We start from the raw sequence: 19,852 nt of genomic DNA, 5'->3' as shown, positions 1-19,852 counted from the left end.
CAGTTTTGAGCCATCTGAAAGGACACAAGTATGAGATTTATTCGATTTCTTTGGGAAATATCATGGCGGAGTATCTTAATTGCAACTATCACAGGCTTAATTAGCGGTGGTAGTAATGCAATGCTAATTTCGCTCATAAATCGGGCTGTCAGTCAAGTATCAATCCCCAATGCACTATTATATTTTGCAGGATTAGCTATTTGTACTCTCTTCACAAGTACTGTCGCGCAATTTATGCTGATTAATCTCTCGCAAAATGCCATCTACCAATTGCGAGTTAGGTTAGGTCACAATATCTTATCTTCACCTTTAGAACATCTAGAAAGACTTGGAGAAAATCGTTTACTTGCAACACTAACTGATGATGTTCGAGTTCTTTCGCACGCTGTATCTGCAATTCCGAGTATCTGTATCGATCTCGCTACTGTTCTGGGATGTTTATTCTACTTGTCTTTGATTTCCAACACTATATTTGTCTTGACGATCGCTACATCTGCTGTTGCTATTTGGTGTGTGCAAACCAGACTCGGCAAAGCACAACATTTGTTCTCTATAGCACGTGAAGAGGAGGATAATTTATTCAAGCATTTTCAAGCTATCACTAGAGGTACTAAAGAGCTAAAACTGCACAAAACCAGACGAGAAGACTTTTCCTCTAAGAACTTGCAAGGTAGTGCCACAAAACTGCGTCAGAAGAATACTACCGCAATGCAGAGTTTTGCGATCGCTAATGGATTAGGGCAATTTTCACAGCTTTCTACTTTAGCTTTGATGCTTTTCATATTGCCCTGGTTTATGCATATCCCAGTTGCAATGTTGTCAACCTATGTTCTCACTACTACCTATCTATCCCTACCACTCCAGAACCTATTACGCAGATTACCCGATCTTTTACAAGGTAATGTTGCATTGCAGAAAATTAACATGATGAAGCTGTCATTAACCAGCCAAGCAGAAGTTGACACAACAGTTAACTCCTACATTGTCAAACAACCTAGTCAAATTGAACTGAAACTCGAACTTGATCGCGTGAGCTATCTCTATCACCCTAGTAATGATGAGAAAGGGTTTCTATTAGGGCCAAACAATCCATCTTTGCCCCCAGCACATAAGTCTGGAAAAGGACGTAAGCCTAGAGATATCCATCCGCCTCGTGGCAAAGAAAAAGAGTTTCTCTTAGGGCCGCCGGGACATCAGCCTAGAGATATGCATCCTCCTGCTGACGATGAAAAAGGGTTTTTATTAGGCCCAATTAGTATAACTTTGCAGCCGGGACAAATAACATATATTGTGGGTGGTAATGGTAGTGGCAAGTCAACACTAGCTAAATTAATTACGGGATTGTATCCACCTAAAAATGGTTCAATTTATCTCGATGGAGTACTGATTACAGATGAAAATCGGGAATGGTATCGCCAGCATTTCTCTGCTATCTTCTCTGATTTCTACCTTTTCGATAGCTGTTTAGGGTTCAATCATCCGAATCTCGACCGAGAAGTTGAAAGTTATTTGAGGCAATTGCAGTTAGACCATAAAGTTAAAGTCAGAGATGGTGTTTTATCAACAACTAATCTATCTCAAGGGCAGAGAAAGCGCCTCGCATTACTAACAGCCTATCTAGAAGATCGCCCGATTTATTTATTCGATGAATGGGCATCTGACCAAGAGCCACACTTTCGCGATCTCTTTTATAGGCAGAGTCTTGTCAAACTCAAGGAACGTGGTAAAGCTGTGATAGTGATTACCCATGACGATCGCTATTTTCACCTCGCCGACCAAATTATTAAGCTCGATTATGGTAAGGTTCAACCTGACTATGTGCCGACAAACAGCCATCTAAGTGAAAGCAAAATTGATGAAGTAAAATTATCGGGTTAATCATCATAAGCTTTTAGATTGATGATGGCTACATCAGGTGAAGATTACCAAAATGGCTCTAAAAAGATGTGTTGATATCGCAGACTTCACCTCTTTTATTTGCGACCAATTATCTGGAAAATATATCAATTAGGTAAAAGATATGAGCGTTAATCAGCAGGAATATAATCATAGAATTCATCATGAAATGACTCAAATTCAAATTGATTTAGAGAGAGCCTTAAAAAACATCCTAGAACAAGCTGGCAGTAAAATTAAGCCAGAAAAGCAAGAAGAATTAAAGAAGGAAGTTGAAGGCACTAAGCAAATTCTCGAACTTTTTAAGAGTAGATATGCTTAAAATTTTCTCAGCAATAATTGTGTGGGAAAATCTATTACAAATCTAAGCTAACTATGGCTACATAAACTCAGCCAAACAGAGGCGGGTCTGGTTTTTACTCAAGGAGTGAACATGGCATTTAATCATTACCCAAATTTACCCAAGCTAACTGACTCCACATCTTCACTCCCACCCATTAAGAAACAAGGCCTAACAAAATGGTTAATTGGATTTATCTCCCTATTTTTACTTGTGGGTGTCAGTTATCTTATTCATCACCAGCTTGTTAAACAACAACAGCAAGCAAATTTACGCTTGGCAGTAGTGCCCTTAAGACGGACAAATTTTTCTATCACTGTCTCAGCCAATGGGACTGTTAAACCTGAGCGGGCAATCAATCTTAGTCCTAAAACGGCAGGTACTTTAAAAAGGCTGCTAGTTAAGGAAGGTGATTATGTCAAAGAAAAGCAGGTGTTGGCTTATATGGATGATTCTAATTTGCAGGGACAATTGATCCAAGAGCAGGGGAGATTGGCACAGGCAAAGGCGAATCTACGCAAACTTATGGCAGGTAATCGCCCTCAAGATATTGCTCAGGCGCAAGCCAAACTGGAGGAACTAAAAGCAAAATTACGTAAACTCATGACAGGTAATCGCTTTCAGGATATTGCTCAAGCACAAGCCCGTTTAGAGAGATATCAAGCTACTTTGAGTCAAGCAAACGACGACTTTCAGCGCAATCAGAAACTTTACGATGCTGGAGCTATTTCTCGGCAAGCTTTAAACCAAAAACGTGCAGACCTCGCCAGCGCCCAAGCCCAAGTAGCGGAAGCGCAACAAGCACTATCTCTGCAAAAGGCGGGAACCCGTCAAGAAGATATCGACCAAGCCCGTGCAGAAGTAAAGCAGCAACAACAAATACTATCTCTGCAACAAGCGGGAACCCGTCAAGAAGATATCGACCAAGCCCGTGCAGAGGTGATATCTGCTAGCGGAGCCTTACAAAACATCCAAACTCAGATTGATGACACACTGATTCGCGCACCCTTTGATGGGGTTGTGATTCGCAAGTATGCCGACCCAGGGGCTTTTGTCACGCCAATGACAGCAAGTAGTTCGGTTTCTTCTGCAACCTCATCATCGATTCTGGCATTAGCTGATACAAATCAGGTTGTGGCAAATATCTCGGAGAGTAACATTTCTGAAATTCAGATCAATCAACAAGTGGTAATTAAGGCAGATGCTTACCCTGGTAAAACATTTCCAGGACGAGTGTCACAAATCGCGGCTCAGGCAACAGTAGAGCAAAATGTTACTAGCTTTGAAGTGAAAGTTACTCTGCTTTCAGATTCCAAGAAGTTATTGCGCTCTGGAATGAATGTATCTTTGGAGTTCAATGTTGGTGAGTTGCAAAACGCCCTAACTGTACCAACGATCGCAGTGACACGTCAACAAAAGGTAACAGGTGTTTTTGTGGCACGTAAAAATCAACCACCTGTATTCACTCCGATTACAACTGGAGCAACGGTTAACAATCGTACCCAAGTCAAGGCTGGACTGAACGGTACAGAAAAGGTATTGATTAGCTCCCCGCCCCAACCTCAAAATAAGTCTGGTATTTCTTTTCCAGGTTTACCAGGAAGCTCTAAAGCGGGCAGTTCTGAACAAGAACCGCCAATGGGGCCACCACCTGGCGCTGCTCCTCCCGCTCATTAATTCAAGGTACAAAAAATGGCTATTTCCTTTCGCTTACCTCGCAGAATAGCGACTTCTCGTCGTGCCCATACTGTATCAGTAATCGAAATCTTATCAATGGCAATGGAGGCATTATGGCGCAATAAACTCCGTACTGGTTTGACGATGTTGGGTGTAATTATTGGCATTACTTCTGTAATTGCAATTACTTCCGTTGGACAGGGTGTACAAAAAGCGACAGAACAGCAAATTCAATCTTTAGGAACTGATGTTTTGCAGGTTTTTGCAGGAGCCGCCCGTTCTGGTGGGATCAGTCAAGGGATGGGTTCTAGTTCAACTCTTACTTGGGAGGATGCCAAAGCTATCCAGGAGGAGGCTCCTGCGGCTCAAGTGGTTTCTGCCTACCTCCAGCGTCCGGGGCAGGTGGTTTATGAGAAGTTAAATAATTCTACTAATATTGTCGGAACCGATTTGAACTATCCCGAAGCCAGAAATACTTCCCTTACCCAAGGTAGGTTTTTTACTCAAGAAGAAATGGACAACGCTAAATCAGTAGTTGTACTGGGGCAGACAGTTCGGGATGAACTATTTGGCACTGGGAAAAATCCTGTCGGCGAACAGATTCGGATTCAAAGTAATATTTACGAAGTTATTGGCGTATTTGAGAAGAAAGGTTCAGAAGGCCCGATGGATCGGGACGATCAAGTTTTCATTCCCCTAACTAATATGTCAAGTCGCATCGTGGGGAATAATGCTTTAAAAGGTTTTGCGATCAATGGCATTTATGTAAAACTAGCCAATCAAGAGCAGTCAGCAACGGCTCAATTTCAGGTTGTGAATCTTCTGCGCCTACGTCATAACCTCAATTCATCTCAATCTGATGATTTCAGCATTAGAAATCAGACAGATGTTGTTAATACCTTCACGACTGTGGTGGGCTTGTTTACGATGATGGTAGTAGCGATCGCTAGTATTTCTCTGTTAGTGGGAGGCATTGGCATCGCTAATATTATGCTGGTTTCGGTGGTTGAGCGAACACGAGAGATTGGGATTCGCAAAGCCGTTGGTGCAACTAATTCCGCTATTTTAAATCAGTTTTTAGCCGAATCCGTTGTGATTTCTACTGCTGGAGGCGGTATTGGGATGGGAATTGGCATTGGCATTGCCTTTAGCGCTGCGATGATTTTCCATTTTCCCTTTATCGTCTCTATGTGGTCAGTTGTCTGTGGATTTGGATTATCGTTCATTGTCGGGTTATTAGCCGGGGTGATTCCGGCTCGGAATGCGGCTCAGTTAGACCCAATTGCCGCCTTACGGAGTGATTGAGATGACAACTATGATTTGGATGCAGGCGATTAGCAAAACTTATCGCTTGGGTGAAGTGACAGTACCCGTGTTGAAGCAGATTGATTTAACAATTGAGCAAGGAGAATATGTTGCCATTATGGGCACATCTGGCTCAGGAAAGTCTACACTGATGAACCTGATTGGCTGCCTAGATTGTCCAACGGCCGGACACTACGTTTTAGAAGGTAGAAACTTGACTAGTTTCGGCAATGACGAACTGGCGCATATCCGCAATCAGCGCATTGGCTTTGTATTTCAGCAATTCAATCTGTTGCCAGGTGCTACTGCGCTTGAAAATGTTATGCTGCCGATGGTTTACGCCAATATCCCTAAGCAAAAACGCCGCCAGCAAGCAATTCAAGCACTGACAAGGGTGGGATTAGGCGATCGCTTGTACAATTTTCCCAGCCAACTTTCTGGAGGACAACAACAGCGAGTAGCGATCGCTCGTGCTATTGTTAACCGACCAGCACTGATGTTAGCTGATGAACCAACGGGGGCTTTAGACACTCAAACATCTCAAGAGGTAATGAATTTATTTACCGAACTCAACCAACAAGGCATGACGATCGTCATTGTCACCCACGATCTGGCGATCGCTGCTCAAACGAAACGAGTAATTCGAGTCCAAGATGGTTTAATCAGCTAATTATGCTGTTCCTGGGTTTGTGTACGTGTGCTTCCAAACCTCCTGCCCCTTTTTTTCAATACCCGTCGTAAGCGATCTGCACTCAAGTTTACTTGACGCTCAGACGCCAGTTTTTTCGCTAATTGTTTAGAGTTATAAGTCTCTGACTCTTGAGCCAAACAATTTTCGAGATAAACTAAATCTGATTCTGTATATCGGGGTTTTCCCCCTCGACCAGGAGCATCCCATAAACCTGCTAAACCCATCTTTTCCCAACGATGAAGGGTTTGACGCACTGTTGAAATCGCCCAGTTCAAACCTTTTGCAATTTGCTCATTTTTTAAGCCGCGAGTATTCAGCAGTAAAACTTGAGCGCGATCTTTAGTACGTTGAGGAACATCTTTGGCTTTTCTCAACTCTTCTAAAGTCAACTTTTCTTCTTCAGTTAGAAACACTTTTAATCGGCATCCCATAAACAATAACCTTTTACATTTTTTATGTCTATTCACACTTGACACTTAAGTTATGAAGTATTGATTAGCACACCTTAAAAGCTTGACTACAAGTTTTTAAGGAAATTGGCATTTTGCCTGCTACTACGCGAGAAGTATTTCCTTGAGAACGCTATCAAGGTTTGCAATTTATCATCAAAAATGGATTTTTCTAAAAAGTTAGGTATATCACAGATAACACCATTAACCTATCTAATACAGGCAAACCTATTCTTGTCGTAGCTATAAGCTACAGCTTCAAGCTACGACAAGAATAATTTGTTGGTGTTAGCCCTGATTAATGTTTAAAGTCGATAATAAAGGACTGTATCATTAAATTTCTGAGATTATTCGTATGGTTACGGAGGTTTATCGAAACTTTAAAAATGATTTTGACACTAGTTTTTCTTTGGATGAGTAGAAAAAGATATACAGTCCTCGTTTCTTTTTGTGCAACTAGTCTGTATAAATTTGCTTTGGTTATCTCCAAAAAAATATTTATTTTCTCTACTTTACACAAAGTTTATATTTTACGTCACCAGATTTTTGATTAAGACAACAACATATTCAACACTCATTGGATTAACTAGTGTTAACAGCTTATGTGATGCTTATTAAAAGCCTAAAAAAGGTTTACCCACTTTTCCTACCTTTCCTACCTTTCTTAATTATTTTTAAGGCAATACAGTTCAGACACAAAGATGCGAGTGATAAATCGCATCTCTTGCCTTAACCGAACCGTATTGATTTAGGGTTGGTAAATCAAATAGCAATAAAATATTGTTTAAACTATGCCTTTGTAGTCACAAAACATAATTGGTATGATATTTTTGAATTAGGATGAGACGAGATAAATCAGCAAAATTAAATACTCAGTGAAGTTGATAGATTTAATTAATATTTAGTAGATTTTGAAGATTCATAATTATTGCTAAAAAACAGCAATAATTGATACAAGTTAAAATTTGCAAAAACTGATATTCATTACAACTTCAACATTAAATAATAGAGACAATGGGGGCAGAAGAAAAACCTGTTAATTTGCGCTCGGAGACGAATAATGGTAGCGATCGCAGAGAACGTTCAACATCGGCTAACTATACAAACTGTCGAAATTGCCCCTAATACAACGGCGATTCGCTCTCTTGATTGGGATCGCGATCGCTTCGATATCGAATTCGGACTGCAAAACGGCACAACCTATAATTCATATCTAATTAGGGGCGAACAAACAGTTTTGATTGATACTTCTCATCAGAAGTTTCGCAATCTGTATTTAGAGACTCTCAAAGGTCTTGTTAACCCCAAGACAATTGATTATATAATTGTCAGTCACACAGAGCCAGACCATAGCGGCTTAGTAGAAGATGTTCTCCAGTTAGCTCCTAGAGCTACCGTTTTAGCCTCAAAAGTTGCACTTCAGTTTTTAGAAGGCTTAGTACACGATCCTTTTTCTAAGCGGGTTGTCAAAACTGGCGATCGCATCGATATTGGTAAAGGACACGAAATCGAATTCGTGAGTGCGCCTAACCTACACTGGCCAGATACAATCTTTAGCTTTGACCGCAAAACCCAAATTCTCTACACCTGTGATGCTTTTGGGATGCACTTTTGTGACGATCGCACCTTTGACGAAGATTTAGAAGCGATCGAAGCTGACTTTAGATTTTACTACGACTGTTTGATGGGCCCTAACGCTCGTTCTTTGGTGAATGCCATGAAGCGAATGAACGAACTAGGGAAGATTAATATTATTGCCAATGGTCACGGGCCTTTATTATACCACCATCTAGATGTTCTAACTGGGTGCTACGAAAATTGGAGCCAAAAACAAGCTAAAGCAGAAACCACTGTCGGCTTGTTTTTTGTCTCAGAATATGGATATGGCGAACGCCTTGGTCACGCAATTGCCGAAGGTATCCTGAAAACTGGCGTTGGCGTAGAAGTACTGGATTTGAGTACTGCTGGCAGCCAAGAAATTCAAGAACTAGCCGGGAGAGCAGCTGGGATAATTATCGGTATGCCCTCGACTACCGCCGCCGCCGCCCAAGCTAGTATCAGTTCGGTGCTAGCTGTCGCCAAGAACAAGCAATTTCTTGGGCTGTTTGAATGTTACGGTGGGGATGACGAACCCATTGATACACTCCGCAAACAATTTCTTGACTCTGGCATCAAAGAAGCTTTCCCACCCATTCGGATTAAAGAGGCTCCCACAGCATCAACATTCCAGTTGTGTGAAGAAGCGGGTAAAGACATCGGACAATTGCTAGTGCGCGATCGCAACATCAAGCAAATTAAGTCCCTTGATGTCAACATGGAAAAGGCGCTAGGTCGCATTAGCAGCGGACTATATATAGTCACCACCAAAAAAGATAACGTCTCAAGTGCAATGTTGGCATCCTGGGTAACGCAAGCGAGTTTGCAACCATTAGGATTTACAATTGCCGTTGCGAAAGACCGCGCCATTGATTCCTTAATGCAAGTAGGCGATCGCTTCGTCCTCAACGTTTTGGAAGAAGGCAATTATCAAGAACTCAAAAAACACTTCCTCAAACGCCTGCATCCTGGCGCTGACCGTTTTGCAGGAGTAAAAACTCAAACAGCGAAAAACGGTTCCCCGATTCTGACAGATGCTTTGGCATACATGGAATGTGAAATACAGACCAGTATGGAATGCAGCGACCACTGGATTTTATACTGCACCGTCCAAGAAGGTCGTGTCTCCAAAAACGATGGATTGACCGCTGTTCGCCATCGCAAAGTAGGTAATTACTACTAAGAAATAGGGAGTGGGGAGTAGGGAATAAAGACGCGGGGGAGCTTATGGGCAGAGGAGAATTTGTACAAGTCTTTGCCCATTCCCCATTTCCCATTCCCCATTCCCCATTCCCCATTCCCCATTTCCCATTCCCCATTCCCCATTCACAAACAGCTATGACCAATTCCAAGCCACGCGACGTACAAGTTTTACCAATTGCTACAAATACTAAAGCTATCAGGGCACGTAGTTGGTCACGTCTGCGGTTTGAAATTGAATACGCACTTGAAAGAGGTACAACCTCCAATTGCTATTTAATTGAAGCTGATAAAACCGCAATTATTGATCCACCACCAGAAAGCTTTACCGAAATTTATTTAGAGGCATTGCGGCAGACTTTAGATTTGCAACGTTTGGACTATATCATCCTGGGTCATTTTAGTCCTAATCGAGTTGCAACCCTCAAAGCAATTTTAGAACTAGCACCACAGGTAACTTTTGTTTGTTCTCTTCCCGGTGCGAACAATTTGCGTGCTGCTTTCTTAGAACAAGATTTAAATGTCTTGGTGATGCGGGGGAAAGAAACTCTGGATTTAGGTAAGGGTCATGTTTTGAAATTCTTGCCCACCCCTAGTCCGCGCTGGCCGGAAGGACTTTGTACCTACGATCAGCAAACCCAAATTCTCTACACAGATAAGTTATTTGCAACTCATCTCTGTGGTGATGAAGTGTTTGATGATAACTGGGAAGCGCTCAAAGAAGACCAGCGTTACTACTTTAACTGCCTGATGGCTCCCCAAACTCCTCATGTGCAAGCAGCTTTGGAGAAAATCTCAGATTTGCAGGTGAGAATGTATGCTGTGGGTCATGGGCCTTTAGTACGCAGCAGCTTAATTGAACTTACCAAAGCTTATGGAGAGTGGAGCCGTTCTCACAACGATCGCGAAATTTCCGTTGCCCTACTTTACGCTTCAGCTTACGGAAATACGGCGACTTTAGCACATGCGATCGCTCTGGGACTAACTAAAGGTGGAGTTGCAGTTAAATCAATCAACTGTGAATTTGCTACCCCTGATGAAATTCGCATCAACCTAGCGCAATCAGAGGGTTTTATCATCGGTTCTCCTACCATCGGTGGTCATGCACCAACTCCCATTCATACCGCTTTAGGAATTGTGCTATCGAGTGGTGACAATAGCAAACTCGCCGGGGTTTTTGGTTCTTATGGCTGGAGTGGCGAAGCATTTGACTTAATCGAAGGTAAACTCCGGGATGCCGGATATCGCTTTGGCTTTGACACCTTGAAGGTGAAGTTTAAACCTGATGATGTCACTCTCAAATTCTGTGAAGAACTAGGTACAGACTTTGCCCAAGCACTGAGAAAGGCTAAAAAGGTACGCGTGCCGCAACAAGCCGCTACCCCAGTGGAACAAGCTGTTGGTCGGATTGTTGGTTCCGTTTGTGTGGTGACAGCGAAACTTGGAGAAGTGTCTACGGGGATGTTAGGCGCTTGGGTTTCTCAAGCCACCTTCAACCCACCTGGACTAACTGTTGCGATCGCTAAAGACCGAGCGATCGAATCTTTGATGTATCCAGGCGGTAAGTTTGCCTTAAATATTCTACCTGAAGGCAATCATCAAGATTACATGAAACATTTCCGTAAATCTTTCGCCCCTGGAGAAGATCGATTTGCCAACTTTAGTACAGCAGTTGCAGATAATGGCTGTACCGTCCTCACCGACGCTTTAGCATATTTGGAATGCTCAGTCAATCAACGTCTAGAATGTGGCGATCATTGGGTCATCTATGCAACTGTAGACGAAGGTAAATTACTCAAGCCTGATGCCGTTACTGCCATCAACCATCGTAAAACTGGCACTCATTATTAGACAATGAGCTTGTCTTAAATATATAGAATAATAGACAGTCCTGTACAATAACGTAAAACTTTGTACAGGGTTTTATTTTATGTATAAACCACATGCATTTATGAAGAAATTAAGCAATTAGAAATCGCCGCTACACAAACATAGACGCTTTGCAGCTTCCCGTAGGTAGTTTGCCTACGCGGACTTAAAGAATTTGAAACCCACGATAGGTATGTTTTTACAAAAGTGAGATGCTCTCTCTTCGCGGTTCGATAAATTAAGCTTTTTATCAATAGACATCTCCAGAAATTAAATATGCGTCACCCATAACCCTTGTAGAGACGTAGCACTGCTACGTCTCTACAGTCTTTTTCGGAGATTTCTAATGTTTTGCGTAAGTCCTGATCCAATACTTGTCGGGTTTTGGGGAAAAGGGGAAGGTGGGGCCCCCTCTGGGGAAAAGTGGAAGGGGAAAGGGGAAAGAAAAAACCTTTAACCTTTATTCTTTAACCTTTTCCCAAAATCAAATTCCGAGTTGAAAATTCAAAACCCGAGCAGTATTGAGTCCTGATCTTGAATTATTACTAACTTCAAGGTACAGATATTAAATACCATCTGCTAAAAATAAAATGTAGGTGCAATATGCCATTAGAAAAGGCCCAAAAACTCCAAAAACTCCAAAATTCTACCCTTTCAAGTTCCCAAACACCAGCGACATCATCACAGCTCGCACCCAGACCCTTTGGAATTCAAGCACAAAACAAGTTAGTTGTAGCAAAGACACAACAGGACATAGAGAGTGAAACCTTTGCTGGGCAAAAAATGGAAGCAACAAAGCTAGAGCTACAAGCAAAGTTTGGCACAATAACCCCACAAGGACAGGAACGATTAGATGGATTGCAAGCCAATATAAATGGATTATTGCTGTCAAAATTGAAAACGGCACAGCAGTTTGGTCATAACATTGCCAATTATTCACTAAGGCGACCTAATGAAGCAATACCAATTCAGGCAAAGCTGACAATTGGGGCATCTGGGGATAAATATGAACAACAAGCAGATGAAACAGCATATCAAGTTGTGCAACAGATTCATCAACCACAAACTAATAAACTTCAGCCAGAGAAGATGTCAGAAGATGAAAACAGATTGCAAATTAAGTCAGATACTAATAATCTCCAGCAAGAGAAAATGCCGAGGGAAGAACTTCAAAACAAACCGATGGTGCAGCGTGTGTTAGACGGTAATATGACAACACCATCTGATTTGGAAGAATCTATTAATCAGACAGAAGTTGTTGATACAAATATGAAAGCTGAGTTACCAGATAACTCAGTAGATAGTCTCACTTCCCAAGAAGCTGCTAAAGAAGATAGTTTTAACCCAGAGCTAACTGCTATTAATCAAGTCGGAACAATAGATCCGGTAGAGTGGTTGAAGGAACATCCGAGACCACAAGATTTAAAGCCTTTTCCAGATCCAAGAAAACGAAAAAAATCAAATCAGACAAGTGAGCCTGATCAGAACATAATCTCATCTCAACCTGGGCGAACAAAAGGAATGCATGAGTTCCTAAAAACTTTGGAAAATAAAGAAACTCTGAAGCAGTATCAAGAACTTGAGCAATTGACTAATGAAAATGCTCTTGAGAAAGCAGGTTTTGCGATAGGTAAAGGGGCTTTTGGAACGGTGTATCCCTATAAAAAAGTAGGAAGTTCAGATACCAATCCTGTAACTCATGTAATCAAGGAAGAAAACTATGGCGGGCCTGGTGACAGAGATTATGATGAACGAAAATCAGAACGTAAACGAGCTGTATTTATCCCTTTAGTAGCTCATGAATTGGGATTCACACACATGCCGCTTACTACATCAATGCCACAGAGTCAGGTAGATTCTAGGGAGAAAAAACGGAATAATCTTCTTTCTACTCTAGCACCAGGAAAAGCTGGAGATAAAAAGATGTCTATGGCATCAGACCCTTACTATGCGGATGAATTAGTAGATAAAGAATTTGATAAATTTGTAAGAGAAAAGACAGGTAAGAAAACATTAGATATTTCCGATCAAGAAATATCTGACCTCAAAAAGGAATTTGGTTTTGACGAACAATTAGAAACAGCTAAACAAAAACTTACTCTTGAGACAAAAGTTAAGGAACTGGACATAGATGAGCAGCAAATTCAGGATACCGTAATATTAGATATGCTATTTCAATATAAGGACGGTTCGTATACCCAATATATGTTTGATCAAGGTAACTTAAAAAAGATTGATAATGATGATTATGGAATCGCGAAAGTGAATAGGAATCAAACTGGCGAATACTCAAGCTCGTTTCCTGTTGGATTACCTAATGCGAATAAAATTCTTACTGAGGACACTAAAAAACGCATCTTAAATATGGATGAAGAACACTTAAAAAAAGTACTTAAGGCAGCTACCTATAAAGATAAGTCCGGTACTAAACCAGAAAAGCAACAAGTCTTTGATGAAGAAAAAGCCTTGCGTAACCTAGAAGATATTCAGTTTCTCATTAGAGAAGCAGATAACTATGGTGGAATTTCGCTCCGAGAATTGTTTGACTTATACAATGCAAGAGACGAAGATGAGCTTCTCGATCCTGAAAGCAGCAAAAGCAAAGTAGAAAAATATGAGTCACGAATTAAGGACATAACCAAAGAGGATAAAGTTTCACCTAGTCAGCTATACAATATTTTAGGTGTTGAAATCCCTGATCTGCGACCAGGCCTTTTTACAAATTATCCTGAAGCCCATAAAGAATTGGGTAAAATTGACGAAGAACGTCAGCAGGAACTACAAAATCAACGTGATCAACTGGGCTATGCTCGAAGTATCAAAGACAATCCACAGTTCATAAAATCTATCAAAAAACGCTCGAAAGCACTTCCTCTAACAGAGAGTCAAAAAGCTAATCAAAAAGCCAATCAATTGAATAAAATGGAGGAATTAAACAAGTTAATTGACAACCTAGCTAGTCAACTTGAATCATTTAAAAATATAGTTCCTCTTTTGCAACCGCAATCAGTGCTACTAGAGATTAATGATCCAGAGCAAATCGAAGGTAGTGAGCATAAGTTCAGTCAGATCAAGAACTGGAGAACGAGAAAGATTAAGGGCAAGGTTCGGGACAATGTTCGGGACAATGTTCGGGCACAAATTGCCACAGGTAAAGCTAAGAAATCAGGGTATTTAGATGATGCACAAGAGGAGGCTTCAGCTATTAAACATAAAAGAATACAAAGTAAGGCAATGTATCCCGTGCAGTTAGCACAGCTTAAAAAACTCATTTATGATAAGAACGTTGCTCTCAAAAATAGCACCACTGAACTCGATACGAATATCGACAATATCGACAAGATTTGTATCATGATTGCAAATTTCAAGCCTATTGAAGATTTAGAACTAGCTATATCTCTTCATGAAAAAATGAATGCTATTATCGAGCGTTGCTCAGATATAATAACAGAATTAGAACACTTAGAAGAGCAAATAAATACCTTAATAGAGCAGTTAGAGAGCGCAGTGGACACTATACTTGAACATCAGGAATACCCCAAGGTTTTTGGAAAAGATAATATTTTTGAAAAGGATATTTCTTCTTTGAAAGAAGCCTTTGAGTTCTATCAAAAGGTGGCTCGTAAGTTAAAATCCCCCGAATAAAGTTTGTAACCGCAGTACCATTGGTACTTTTAACCTGACATTAACTCAGTCAACGATGCACCTATTGCAGTCAGGGATACTGCTAGCACTGCTAAAAATACTGCTGTGAGTATCCAAGTAAATACGGTGCTGGGTAACGATCATCGATGCTAGCAGCCTCACCATAACTGGTGTCAGTGGTGTGGTCAACTACACCATTAGCGATCGCCAACTTCCGAGAACTTCTGGTAAATTCCTGAAATGAGGAACCACTGGCTATAAACTCTCTTGAGTGCGATCGCTCAGAGTCAAAGGTTGTTTCTACCCTGCGGCGAAATTTTCATCGCCTAAACACCAGGAGTATTTGAACCAGTCGCCTTCTGTCCGGTGGAATCAAAAAAATGGTGCGTGCAATTTCAGTATTAAAGCGGAAACAACATAAATTCACCTGCTGAAATTCCGCAATTGCCACAAAGACAATTGTAAAAGCACAGTGTAGCCTTTAACTAGAAAAACACTATCAGGTAGTTTCTAGACAAAACTTTTATATTATTTTTTGTTCTTATGACTCCAAAACACACCAAAATTAAATTTCCTCTTTGGCAATATCTGAACCAGCCCTTATTTAGCCGCGAGACTAAATTAGTATTGAATCCCCAACGCTTTGTCTTGATCTGGCGTCTGCAACTTCTAGAACGTTGCTGGACTAAAGAATGTGACGCCAAAGGGCCTCAACAGCATTAGATATCTCAAAAGCTGGCAAACTAAGCCTCGTCCACAGAACGAGGCTTTTTGCCGTCAAGTAAAGCACTGACAGTCATATCTCCCATAACATTAATTGCTGTGCGGCAGCGATCCAAAAACCAGTCTACAGTAACTAGCAAAGCAATGTACTGGGTAGGTAAGCCTACAGAAGTGAACACCAGTGTCATCGTTACTAGTCCAGCATTAGGAATATTTGCCGCACCTACCGAGGCAAATATCGAGGTAAGGATGACAACTAACTGCTGTGTCAAGCTCAGATGTTGCCCAATTAGTTGGGAAATATACAACGCAGACATTGCTTCGTAGAGAGCAGTACCATCATTATTGAAATTTGCCCCAACTAATGCCCCCAAGGCAGCAGAAGATTCCCTTAAACCGACTTTTGTTTGCAAAACCTCAAAGGTTACAGGCATTGCTGCTGCTGAGGAAGAAGTTGAGAAAGCTGTTAAAAAGGCATCAGAACCGCCAGCGAGGAATTTTAGCGGGTGTACCCAAGAACCAAATTTTACTCTGGTGAGGTAGTAGCAAGCTTGCAATACCAGTGCTAACAATACGGCTACGATGAATGCACCCAAAGATTTAAACGGTGCAAAGCCCTGCATCGCAATAGTTTTAGCTACAATTCCAAAGACTGCGAACGGCACTAAGGCAATTACCCAGTTGAGGATGCGGACTACCGCTTCAAATAAAATTCCGATGACATCCTCAATCGGCTGGAATCCATTCTTGCCTTGGGCGATTTGTTCAGATTTTAATCCCCGCAGAACGATGCCAAAACTCAGGGCAATTACAATCAGTTGGATGACATTATTATCAACCAATGGCTTGAGAACTGCTTCCGGGACAGCATCTTTGAGTATTCCCCAAGGATCGAGACTCTGAGCAGTTACTGCCGTAGTTGTTGAGGTGTTTACATTGCCCCAAGTCCCTGGACGCAGAATATTGGCTACCAAAAGTCCCACTAAAATAGCTACAGTTGTGTTGGTTAAAAGTAACACTGCCAACCGCCGCCCAGCTGTACCAGGGATATTGGTAGTCATCAAAGTATGTAGCACGGCTACCAGAATTAGAGGTGTAGCCAAGGCGCGGAGAGCTTTTAGCACCAATTCAGCCGGAATTGCTAAATTGTTGATTAAAGCTGCGTTGCTGGGGTTGGGATTCCCCGCCCCAAGGACAATTCCGATGCTGACTGCGGCGACTAAGGCGATGACTATTTGTAAGGTGAGAGGGATACGCTGCCACCAAGGGCTAGCTTTGGTTGCAGGCGAAGTAGTTCTCTCTGTTTGACTCATTGGCTAGGTACTGGTTAACTGCTGTAACTATTAAAACAACACTAATGATAGTGATAATTCCCGAAAAAGAACAGCTTTAATTTTGGTTAAAAACTGTTAATCTAAGATTCCGTTGCTTTGCAAAATCTAGCTCGAAAGGGTATACCACAAGGTAGGCCCCTAGAGGTGTCTTGGCTTGTGGTTGGAGATGCTTATGTCCTTTGTTCCTTTACATATTCACAGCGACTATAGTTTGCTCGATGGGGCAAGTCAGCTACCAGAGTTGGTGGATCGAGCGATCGCACTGGGGATGAAAGCGATCGCCCTTACCGATCATGGTGTCATGTATGGAGCCGTTGAACTGATCAAAATCTGCCGTAGCCAAAATATTAAGCCGATAATCGGCAATGAAATGTATGTAATTAACGGTGATATTGAGAAACAAGAACGCCGCCCCAAATATCATCAAGTTGTTTTAGCTAAAAATACTAAAGGTTACAAAAATTTAGTTAAATTAACTACAATTTCTCACCTCAAAGGTGTTCAAGGCAAAGGAATTTTTTCTCGTCCTTGTATTAATAAAGATTTATTAAAACAATATCATGAAGGCTTGATTGTCACCAGCGCTTGTTTGGGTGGAGAAGTCCCCCAAGCGATTCTCAGTAATAGACCAGATGCCGCCCGCAAAGTTGCCCAATGGTATAAAGAGGTATTTGGTGATGATTATTATCTAGAAATTCAAGACCACGGTTCTCAAGAAGACCGAATTGTGAATGTTGAAATCGTCAAAATTGCGCGGGAACTAGGAATTAAAATTGTTGCGACTAATGATTCACATTTTATTTCTTGTTTTGACGTTGAAGCCCACGACGCTTTGCTATGTATTCAAACTGGCAAATTAATTATTGAAGATAAGCGGATGCGTTATAGCGGCACAGAGTATCTCAAGTCTGGTGAAGAGATGCGGCAGCTATTTCGTGACCATTTACCAGATGATGTGATTGTAGAAGCGATCGCCACTACTGAAGAAGTCGCTGATAAAGTTGAGCCTTACCATATTATGGGTGAGCCTCAGATTCCTACACCCCCAATTCCCTCTGGTCATACTGCTGACACTTACGCTGAAGATGTTGCATGGAGCGGACTTTTAGAACGCTTAAATCGCAAATCTCGTCAGGAAGTAGATTCCGTCTATAAAGAAAGATTGGAATACGAACTGAAGATGATTCAGCAGATGGGTTTTTCCAAATACTTTTTAGTTGTATGGGACTACATCAAATTTGCTAGAGATAATAATATTCCTGTAGGGCCAGGTCGGGGTTCGGCGGCTGGTTCATTAGTTGCTTATGCAATGCGAATTACTAATATTGATCCTGTACATCATGGGTTACTATTCGAGCGTTTCTTGAACCCAGAACGGAAATCCATGCCTGATATTGATACAGATTTCTGTATTGAACAACGGGATAAAGTTATTGATTATGTCACTGAGAAATATGGTGCAGATAGAGTTGCCCAAATTATTACTTTTAACCGCCTAACTTCTAAAGCAGTTTTGAAAGATGTCGCCAGAGTATTAAATATTCCCTACGGGGAAGCTGACAAAATGGCGAAAATGATTCCTGTGGTGCGGGGGAAACCAACGAAACTCAAGGTGATGGTTTCTGATAAAACTCCAGAACCAGAGTTTAAGGAAAAATATGATAAAGAACCCCATGTTCGCCATTGGCTAGATATGGCGATGCGAATTGAAGGAACTAACAAAACCTTTGGTGTTCATGCAGCAGGTGTAGTAATTTCCGCCGATCCTCTTGATGAAATTGTCCCGTTACAAAAGAATAATGATGGTTCTGTGATTACCCAATATTTCATGGAAGACCTGGAATCAATGGGTTTGTTGAAAATGGATTTTCTGGGTTTACGGAACCTGACCCTGATTCAAAAAACTGTTGATTTAATTCAAGAAACGAAAGGATATCGGATTGATCCTGATGAAATTCCCCGCCAGGAAAGAAAAGCCCAGAGAATATTAGCTAAAGGTGAACATAGCACTTTACCAAAAGATGTCCAAAAAACTTATGATTTATTAGAAGCAGGTGAGTTAGAAGGGATATTTCAACTAGAATCTTCTGGGATGCGTCAGATCGTGCGAGATTTGAAGCCTTCTAATATAGAAGATATTTCTTCAATTTTGGCACTTTATCGACCAGGCCCATTAGATGCAGGACTAATTCCTAAGTTTATCAACCGCAAACATGGTCGAGAAAAGATTGATTATCAACACCAAGTTCTAGAACCAATATTAGACGAAACTTATGGAATTATGGTCTATCAAGAGCAAATCATGAAAATTGCTCAAGATATGGCTGGATATTCTTTAGGACAAGCTGACTTGCTACGTCGGGCGATGGGTAAAAAGAAAGTTTCTGAGATGCAAAAGCAGCGAGAAAAATTCGTAGATGGCGCAGCTAAAAATGGCGTTCAGAAAAAAGTTGCGGATGAATTATTTGAGCAAATGTTAAAGTTTGCGGAATATTGTTTAAGCTATGACACAGAAATATTGACTGTAGAATATGGATTAATGCCGATTGGAGAAATTGTCGAAAAACGCATCGAATGTACTGTATATAGTGTTGACAATAATGGGAATATCTATACGCAACCTGTGGCACAGTGGCACGATCGCGGTGAACAAGAGGTATTTGAGTATTGCTTGGAAGATGGTTCAATAATTCGGGCAACAAAAGACCATAAATTTATGACTGTTGATGGTCAAATGTTACCAATTGATGAAATATTTGAACGCGAATTAGATTTGATGCGGGTTGAGGGTTTGCCGCATTAAGAAGAGGGGTATTCAGAGGGAATAGAATTCCCTGTCTAATGCTGGAAGTCCTCTAGAAGAGGACTAGAAAAAACTTTGTTTAATTGTTTACTAATTTCACAAAGTTGTCTTCAGACGACTTTAGCTTTTAGACGGGGAATTTCATTCCCTGGCTACCTTCTGGCTGGCTTCGTGAACTGGCTGATTTTCTGGTTTATTCCTGATCCCCTGGCTGGCTACTGCTTTTTGCCTGGCTGACAGACACTGCTAATATGATAATTTTTTCCAGCAATACAGCGCTTCCGGCTATTATGCAATACAGTTTTTCTCCTTGTCCTCTCCTAT

The 19,852-nt window shown here is 41.3% G+C and carries 13 protein-coding genes; 11 read left to right on the top strand and 2 right to left on the bottom strand.

Annotated elements, in window-relative coordinates:
- The first annotated feature begins 30 nt into the window (after nt 1-30).
- From FD723_RS42370 to FD723_RS02795, 5 genes are all read left to right on the top strand, one after another.
- Nucleotides 31-1,878: an ATP-binding cassette domain-containing protein gene (locus tag FD723_RS42370; RefSeq protein WP_179064003.1), complete on the top strand. Its 1,848-nt coding sequence runs from the start codon at nt 31-33 to the stop codon at nt 1,876-1,878.
- 142 nt (nt 1,879-2,020) lie between these two features.
- A complete protein-coding gene (locus tag FD723_RS02810) occupies nt 2,021-2,218 on the top strand; it encodes a hypothetical protein (protein ID WP_179064002.1) in 198 nt (65 codons plus the stop codon).
- Nucleotides 2,219-2,329: 111 nt separating this feature from the next.
- The gene (locus FD723_RS02805) at nt 2,330-3,913 is read left to right on the top strand and encodes an efflux RND transporter periplasmic adaptor subunit (RefSeq protein ID WP_179064001.1); all 1,584 of its coding nucleotides are present in this window, start codon (nt 2,330-2,332) and stop codon (nt 3,911-3,913) included.
- Nucleotides 3,914-3,928: 15 nt separating this feature from the next.
- The gene (locus tag FD723_RS02800; protein WP_372743785.1) at nt 3,929-5,218 is read left to right on the top strand and encodes an ABC transporter permease; all 1,290 of its coding nucleotides are present in this window, start codon (nt 3,929-3,931) and stop codon (nt 5,216-5,218) included.
- 1 nt (nt 5,219) lies between these two features.
- A complete protein-coding gene (locus tag FD723_RS02795; RefSeq protein ID WP_306297012.1) occupies nt 5,220-5,888 on the top strand; it encodes an ABC transporter ATP-binding protein in 669 nt (222 codons plus the stop codon).
- On the opposite strand, the gene FD723_RS02790 is transcribed toward FD723_RS02795, so the two are convergent.
- Complete coding sequence (locus FD723_RS02790; protein WP_179064000.1) at nt 5,885-6,340, bottom strand: helix-turn-helix domain-containing protein; 456 nt, start codon at nt 6,338-6,340, stop codon at nt 5,885-5,887. The two genes, FD723_RS02795 and FD723_RS02790, sit on opposite strands and share 4 nt — an antisense overlap.
- Nucleotides 6,341-7,418: 1,078 nt before the next feature.
- On the opposite strand from FD723_RS02790, the gene FD723_RS02785 reads away from it, so the two are divergent.
- The 5 genes from FD723_RS02785 to FD723_RS02765 all read left to right on the top strand — a co-directional run bounded on the left by FD723_RS02785 (nt 7,419) and on the right by FD723_RS02765 (nt 15,391).
- Nucleotides 7,419-9,137, top strand: a complete 1,719-nt coding sequence (locus tag FD723_RS02785) for a diflavin flavoprotein (RefSeq protein WP_179063999.1) — start codon at nt 7,419-7,421, stop codon at nt 9,135-9,137.
- Nucleotides 9,138-9,292: 155 nt separating this feature from the next.
- Nucleotides 9,293-11,005 carry a diflavin flavoprotein gene (locus tag FD723_RS02780; protein ID WP_179069004.1) on the top strand — a complete coding sequence of 571 codons (1,713 nt, stop codon included), beginning with the start codon at nt 9,293-9,295 and terminating at the stop codon, nt 11,003-11,005.
- Nucleotides 11,006-11,626: 621 nt separating this feature from the next.
- A complete protein-coding gene (locus tag FD723_RS02775; RefSeq protein WP_179063998.1) occupies nt 11,627-14,668 on the top strand; it encodes a hypothetical protein in 3,042 nt (1,013 codons plus the stop codon).
- A 39-nt stretch (nt 14,669-14,707) separates the two neighbouring features.
- Complete coding sequence (locus FD723_RS44065; protein WP_179069003.1) at nt 14,708-14,821, top strand: hypothetical protein; 114 nt, start codon at nt 14,708-14,710, stop codon at nt 14,819-14,821.
- A gap of 390 nt (nt 14,822-15,211) precedes the next feature.
- Nucleotides 15,212-15,391: a hypothetical protein gene (locus FD723_RS02765; protein ID WP_179063997.1), complete on the top strand. Its 180-nt coding sequence runs from the start codon at nt 15,212-15,214 to the stop codon at nt 15,389-15,391.
- A gap of 20 nt (nt 15,392-15,411) precedes the next feature.
- Here FD723_RS02765 and FD723_RS02760 read toward each other — a convergent pair whose 3' ends face one another.
- The gene (locus tag FD723_RS02760; protein ID WP_179063996.1) at nt 15,412-16,704 is read right to left on the bottom strand and encodes a dicarboxylate/amino acid:cation symporter; all 1,293 of its coding nucleotides are present in this window, start codon (nt 16,702-16,704) and stop codon (nt 15,412-15,414) included.
- Nucleotides 16,705-16,897: 193 nt separating this feature from the next.
- Between FD723_RS02760 and FD723_RS02755 the strand changes: the two genes are divergently transcribed.
- Nucleotides 16,898-19,528, top strand: a complete 2,631-nt coding sequence (locus tag FD723_RS02755; RefSeq protein ID WP_179063995.1) for a DNA polymerase III subunit alpha — start codon at nt 16,898-16,900, stop codon at nt 19,526-19,528.
- Nucleotides 19,529-19,852: the final 324 nt, after the last annotated feature.

The organism is Nostoc sp. C052, from assembly GCF_013393905.1.
GTDB lineage: Bacteria > Cyanobacteriota > Cyanobacteriia > Cyanobacteriales > Nostocaceae > Nostoc.
The sequence above is the reverse complement of the archived record's forward strand: the minus strand, read 5'-3'. Positions and strand labels throughout refer to the sequence as shown.

What these genes read in the sequence shown, in the direction of transcription:
- FD723_RS42370 (WP_179064003.1), top strand. Translation starts at nt 31, where the DNA reads ATGAGATTTATTCGATTTCTTTGGGAAATATCATGGCGGAGTATCTTA.
- FD723_RS02805 (WP_179064001.1), top strand. Translation starts at nt 2,330, where the DNA reads ATGGCATTTAATCATTACCCAAATTTACCCAAGCTAACTGACTCCACA.
- FD723_RS02775 (WP_179063998.1), top strand. Translation starts at nt 11,627, where the DNA reads ATGCCATTAGAAAAGGCCCAAAAACTCCAAAAACTCCAAAATTCTACC.
- FD723_RS02760 (WP_179063996.1), bottom strand. Translation starts at nt 16,704, where the DNA reads ATGAGTCAAACAGAGAGAACTACTTCGCCTGCAACCAAAGCTAGCCCT.
- FD723_RS02765 (WP_179063997.1), top strand. Translation starts at nt 15,212, where the DNA reads ATGACTCCAAAACACACCAAAATTAAATTTCCTCTTTGGCAATATCTG.
- FD723_RS02785 (WP_179063999.1), top strand. Translation starts at nt 7,419, where the DNA reads ATGGTAGCGATCGCAGAGAACGTTCAACATCGGCTAACTATACAAACT.
- FD723_RS02800 (WP_372743785.1), top strand. Translation starts at nt 3,929, where the DNA reads ATGGCTATTTCCTTTCGCTTACCTCGCAGAATAGCGACTTCTCGTCGT.
- FD723_RS02810 (WP_179064002.1), top strand. Translation starts at nt 2,021, where the DNA reads ATGAGCGTTAATCAGCAGGAATATAATCATAGAATTCATCATGAAATG.
- FD723_RS02795 (WP_306297012.1), top strand. Translation starts at nt 5,220, where the DNA reads ATGACAACTATGATTTGGATGCAGGCGATTAGCAAAACTTATCGCTTG.
- FD723_RS02755 (WP_179063995.1), top strand. Translation starts at nt 16,898, where the DNA reads ATGTCCTTTGTTCCTTTACATATTCACAGCGACTATAGTTTGCTCGAT.
- FD723_RS02780 (WP_179069004.1), top strand. Translation starts at nt 9,293, where the DNA reads ATGACCAATTCCAAGCCACGCGACGTACAAGTTTTACCAATTGCTACA.
- FD723_RS02790 (WP_179064000.1), bottom strand. Translation starts at nt 6,340, where the DNA reads ATGGGATGCCGATTAAAAGTGTTTCTAACTGAAGAAGAAAAGTTGACT.